This is a genomic window from Micromonospora sp. RV43 (assembly GCF_001029515.1).
In the GTDB taxonomy this organism is placed as follows: domain Bacteria; phylum Actinomycetota; class Actinomycetes; order Mycobacteriales; family Micromonosporaceae; genus Micromonospora; species Micromonospora aurantiaca.
On the sequence record NZ_LEKG01000286.1, the window covers coordinates 1 to 5574 of the forward strand.

General features: G+C 73.3%; 5 protein-coding genes. 4 read left to right on the forward strand and 1 reads right to left on the reverse strand.

Features of this window, described 5'->3' with window-relative positions:
* The coding region (locus tag ABD52_RS35975; RefSeq protein WP_047894683.1) for a YcnI family protein at nt 1–776 on the reverse strand (776 nt) is incomplete at its 3' end.
* A gap of 203 nt (nt 777–979) precedes the next feature.
* Here ABD52_RS35975 and thrS point away from each other — a divergent pair.
* The 4 genes from thrS to ABD52_RS35995 form a co-directional block, all read left to right on the forward strand.
* Nucleotides 980–2998 carry a threonine--tRNA ligase gene (thrS, locus tag ABD52_RS35980; protein ID WP_047894684.1) on the forward strand — a complete coding sequence of 673 codons (2019 nt, stop codon included), beginning with the start codon at nt 980–982 and terminating at the stop codon, nt 2996–2998.
* Between the two features lie 119 nt (nt 2999–3117).
* The gene (locus ABD52_RS35985; protein ID WP_162881603.1) at nt 3118–3633 is read left to right on the forward strand and encodes an HIT domain-containing protein; all 516 of its coding nucleotides are present in this window, start codon (nt 3118–3120) and stop codon (nt 3631–3633) included.
* Between the two features lie 30 nt (nt 3634–3663).
* On the forward strand, nt 3664–4287 hold the full coding sequence (locus ABD52_RS35990) for a hypothetical protein (RefSeq protein ID WP_047894686.1): 624 nt from the start codon (nt 3664–3666) through the stop codon (nt 4285–4287).
* A 260-nt stretch (nt 4288–4547) separates the two neighbouring features.
* Nucleotides 4548–5574: aldo/keto reductase (locus ABD52_RS35995; protein ID WP_235437665.1), on the forward strand; the 1027-nt coding region annotated here is incomplete at its 3' end.

Sequence of the window (5574 nt, forward strand, 5' to 3'; positions counted from 1 at the left end):
GTCATGGTGTCGCGCCGGCGGCGGCTGAGCAGCCAGCCGATCGCCGCGCCACCGGCCAGCCCGGCGAGCAGGCCGCCGCCGAGCAGCAGGTCCGCGCTCGGCCCGTCGTCCGCCGCACCGGCCACCGGTGCCGTGCCGCCCGGTGCGCCGCCCTGCGCCCCACCGGCATCGCCCGCGGCGCCGTGACCGCCGTGCGCGCCGCCGTTCGTACCGGCGCCGCCGTCGTGCGTCACGGCGCCCGGCAGCGGCGGCAGCAGGTCGAGCGCCGGCGCGGGGTGCGCGCCACCCGCCGGGTCCGCCCACCGGACCACAGTGCCGTCGTCGTACGTCTGCGTCACGGTGAACGTGAGCCGGTCGGTGGCGGGCATCGGTCCCATGCCCAGCGGCAGCCGGGCCGCCCCGGTGCCGGTGCCGGGCATCCGCAGCCAGCTCACCGAGTGGGTCACCTGGTTCAGTTCGGCCGCGTGCATGCCGGGGACGGGCTGGTCGAGCGTGCGGGTCGTGATGGTCGGCGCCCAGTCCGGCACCGACAGCGGGTACACCTCGCCGATCGGGGCGTCCGCGGGCATGGTCAGCTCGATCCGGGTGGTCCGGGTGCCGGGCTTGTCCGCCGGGACCAGCACCGACAGTTCGATCGCGTCGCCCTGGCGTACCTGGGCGGGCGAGGTCGTGACGGTCACCCCGGCCGCGTTCGCCGCGCCCGGCCAGCCCACCGTCCCGGCGAGTACGGCCGCCAGCAGCGCAGCCGCCCACCGGCCCTGACGGATAATCCTCATGGTCGTCCCCATCCTTCTCGACTGGGGTCGGCACCGGCTCCGGCCCCACCTGGTAGTTCGGGCGGCGGGGCGAAAAGGTTCAACACGGCACGGAACTCGCCGAGGACGGGCACCGGCGTCGGCGGCGGTCCGGGTCCGGGCGACCGATAGCATCGCAGGGGCCGGTCACCGGCCCACCAGTACCGTCGACGACAGGAGTCACCGTGTCCGCACCCCGTACCCCCGTCGTGGCCGACCCCGTCGTCGTCGCCGCCGGGACCACGGCGGCCGACGCGGTGGCCGCGGCCGGCCTGCCGATGAGCGGGCCGAAGGCGATCGTGGTGGTCCGCGATCCGCAGGGCCAGCTGCGTGACCTGGACTGGCGCCCGGCCGAGGACGTCGCGGTCGAGCCGGTCACGCTGGACAGCCCGGACGGGCTGAACGTGCTGCGCCACTCCACCGCCCACGTGCTGGCCCAGGCCGTGCAGGACGTCTTCCCGGACGCCAAGCTCGGCATCGGCCCGCCGATCGAGAACGGCTTCTACTACGACTTCGGCGTCGACAAGCCGTTCCAGCCGGACGACCTGACCAAGCTCGAGAAGCGCATGCAGGAGATCGTCAAGTCCGGCCAGCGGTTCCGCCGCCGCCGGTTCGCCGACCTGGACGAGGCGCGGTCCGAGCTGGCCGCCGAGCCGTACAAGCTGGAGCTGATCGAGGTCAAGGGGGAGGGGCTGGACTCCTCCGAGGTGATGGAGGTGGGCGGCGGCGAGCTGACCATCTACGACAACCTCGCCGCGAACGAGGACAAGGTCTGCTGGTCGGACCTGTGCCGAGGCCCGCACCTGCCCAACACCCGGCTGATCGGCGCGTTCAAGCTGATGCGCTCGGCCGCCGCGTACTGGCGCGGTTCGGAGAAGAACCCGCAGCTCCAGCGCGTGTACGGCACCGCGTGGCCGACCCGGGACGAGCTCAAGGCGTACCTGAAGCTTCTTGAGGAGGCCGCCCGCCGCGACCACCGCAAGCTCGGTGCGGACCTCGACCTGTTCAGCTTCCCCGACGAGATCGGGTCCGGCCTGCCGGTCTTCCACCCCAAGGGCGGCGTGCTCAAGCGGGTGATGGAGGACTACGTCCGGGCGCGGCACGTCGAGGAGGGCTTCGACTACGTCGGCACGCCGCACATCTCCAAGGAAGGTCTCTTCCACACCTCGGGACACCTGCCCTACTACAAGGACACGATGTTCCCGCCCATGGAGATGGAGGGCAGCGACTACTACCTCAAGGCCATGAACTGCCCGATGCACAACCTGATCTACCGGTCGCGCGGGCGGTCCTACCGGCAGCTGCCGATCCGCCTGTTCGAGTTCGGGACGGTCTACCGGTACGAGAAGTCGGGCGTGATCCACGGCCTGACCCGGGTACGCGGCTTCACCCAGGACGACTCGCACTCCTACTGCACCCGCGAGCAGGCGCCGTCCGAGATCAAGCACCTGCTCGGCTTCGTGCTCAGCCTGCTGCGCGACTTCGGCATCGACGACTTCTACCTGGAGCTGTCGACCCGCGACGAGTCGAAGCCGGACAAGTTCGTCGGCTCCGACGAGGACTGGGCGACCGCGACCGCCGTACTGGAGCAGTGCGCGCTGGAGACCGGCCTGGAACTGGTGCCGGACCCGGGCGGCGCGGCGTTCTACGGCCCGAAGATCTCCGTGCAGGCCAAGGACGCGATCGGCCGGACCTGGCAGATGTCGACCATCCAGTACGACTTCAACCAGCCCAAGGGCTTCGGGCTGGAGTACCAGGCCGCCGACGGCACCCGGCAGCAGCCGGTGATGATCCACTGCGCCAAGTTCGGGTCGATCGAGCGGTTCATCGGCGTGCTCACCGAGCACTACGCGGGCGCGTTCCCGGCCTGGCTGGCGCCGGTGCAGGTGGTCGGCATCCCGATCCGCGACGAGCACGGCGACTACCTGGTCGACTTCGCCGCGACGCTGCGCCGGCACGGCATCCGGGCCGAGGTCGACCTGGGCGACGAGCGGATGCAGAAGAAGATCCGCAACGCGCAGCAGCAGAAGATCCCGTTCATGGTGATCGCCGGTGACGACGACGTGGCCGCCGGCACCGTCTCGTTCCGCTACCGGGACGGCTCGCAGCGCAACGGCGTACCGGTCGACGAGGCGGTGGCGCACGTCCGCGAGGTGGTGGAGTCGCGCACCAACGCCGGCCCCACCGCCACCGCCGCCGAGTAGACGCTCCGCCGACCGCGCCGCCGGGCGGCGGCGCGGTTCGGCGGCGACCCGGCCCGGATCGTAGGATCGCCTGTGTGACAGGGGCGGAGCGGCACACCGGGTACGGCGGCGACGACGATCTGGCGGACGGGCTGGACCGGCTCTGGACGCCGCACCGGATGACCTACATCTCCGGCGAGGACCGTCCCGAGGGCGGCTACGAGAAGCCGGCCGGCTGCCCGTTCTGCCTCGCGCCCGGCCTGCCGGCCGAGGAGAGCCTGGTGGTCGCCCGGGGCGAGCACGTCTTCGCTGTGCTCAACCTCTACCCGTACAACCCGGGGCACCTGCTGGTCTGCCCCTACCGGCACGTGGCCGACTACACCGAGCTGGACGAGCCGGAGACGGTCGAGCTGGCCGCGTTCACCAAGGCCGCCATGCGGGTGGTCCGGCACGTCTCCAGCGCGCACGGCTTCAACCTTGGCATGAACCAGGGTGGCGTGGCGGGCGCGGGCATCGCCGCGCACCTGCACCAGCACGTGGTGCCGCGCTGGGGCGGCGACGCCAACTTCATGCCGGTGATCGGCCGGACGAAGGTGCTGCCGCAACTGCTCGCCGACACCCGGGAGCTGCTCGCCAAGGCGTGGGCGGCGGCCTGACGGGGGCCCCCCGACAGTACGATCTCGCGCATGGCTCTCCTGCACCGCGCGGAACTGCGCCCCTCGAAACTGGAGCTGCTCGCCGGCTGGCTGCCCGGCCGGCAGTGGTTCGCCGGCGAGGCCGGCGCGCCGGTCACCCGCGTCGCGGCGTACCGGTTCGACGACCCGGCCGGCGAGGTCGGCATCGAGACGCTGCTCGTGCGCGCCGGTGACGGCCCGGTGCTCCAGGTGCCGCTGACCTACCGGGGCGCGCCGCTGTCCGGGGCGGACGAGCACCTGGTGGGCGTCATCGAGCACTCGGTGCTCGGCCGCCGCTGGGCGTACGACGCCTGCGGCGACCCGGTGTACCCGCCGCTGCTGGCCGCCGCCGTGCTCGCCGACGCCGGTCAGGCCGAGGAGTACTTCGAGGTCGACGGGAAGCGCGAGGTGCGCCCTGTGAGCATGACGCTGACCGGCAGCCGTACCGGCCGTCCGGTGCCGACGGGTCCGGTTTCGGCAGGTCCGGGTGACGGTGGCGTGACGGTGGTCCGGGTGGGGGACGTCGAGCTGGCGGTGGTCCGGCGGCCCGTACCGGCCGACGTGCCGGAGGCGGGCGGCCTCGCCGGCGCCTGGCCGGGTCAGGACGAGCCGGTACTGCTGGCCTACGCGCGCTGACGGCTCGCCGGGCGGCGGTCCTCATCGGAGCCGGATCGAAGGGACGACAGCGGACCGATATGCCTCAGAGGCATATTCATGACTCTGAGGCATATCGCGTTCACCACGACCGTGCACCGCCGGGCGTCACGCGGCGTGACCGCGACCCTGCTCAGGGGTCAGGAATCGGCCCGTGTACGCCGGGAAGGTGACAGGATGCGGCGGTGGCAGTCGACACGCGACAGTTGGGGCGCAGCGGCATCGAGGTGAGCGCCCTCGGCATGGGGTGCTGGGCGATCGGCGGGCCGTGGGCCGAGGGTGCCCGGCCGCTGGGCTGGGGCCGGGTCGACGACGACGAGTCGGTACGCGCCGTCCGCCGCGCGCTCGACCTCGGCGTCACCCTGTTCGACACCGCCGACACGTACGGCGCCGGGCACGGCGAGCGGGTGCTCGGCCGGGCGCTCGCCGGCCGGCGTGACGAGGCGGTCATCGCCACGAAGTTCGGTTACACGTTCGACGAGCGGACCCGGCAGGCCACCGGCGAGAACGCCTCGCCGCACTACCTGCGCCGGGCGGTCACCGGCTCGCTGCGCCGGCTGGGCACCGACCGCATCGACCTCTACCAACTGCACCTGGGCGACCTGCCGCTGCCCCGGGCCGAGGCGCTCATCGGCACGCTCGACGACCTGGTCGACGCCGGCCTGATCCGGGCGTACGGGTGGAGCACCGACCGGGCCGACCGGGCCGCCGCCTTCGCGCAGGTCGCCCGCGGCGCCGCCGCCGTGCAGCACGCGCTGTCGGTGCTGCGGGACGCCCCGGCCATGCTCGACGTCTGCGACAAGCACGACCTCGCCGGCCTCGCCCGGGGGCCGCTCGGGATGGGTCTGCTCACCGGCAAGTACACGCCGGAGTCCACGCTGCCCCGCGACGACGTACGCGGACTCGGGCCGACCTGGCTGGAGTGGTTCCGCAGCGGCCGGCCCGCCCCGGAGTGGCTGCGCCGGGTCGCCGCCGTGCGCGATGCGCTGACCGCCGACGGACGCACCCTGGCCCAGGGGGCGATCGGGTGGATCTGGGCGCGCAGCGACCGGGCCGTGCCGATCCCCGGTGCCCGTACCGTCGCGCAGGTCGAGGAGAACGCGGCCGCGCTGGCCCGGGGCCCGCTCGCCCCGGACCACTTCGCCGAGGTGGAGCGGCAACTGGCGGCGGTACGCTCGGCCGCGCTCCGGGACGCCGATCGCCCCCACTGGCCGATGCCCCCCGCCCGAGGTCGTCGCGGCGTTCGCGGAGAAGTACCAGGCCGACGCC

Excerpts from the sequence above, each read along its gene's own strand:
- ABD52_RS35990 (WP_047894686.1), top strand. The coding sequence starts at position 3,664 with ATGGCTCTCCTGCACCGCGCGGAACTGCGCCCCTCGAAACTGGAGCTG.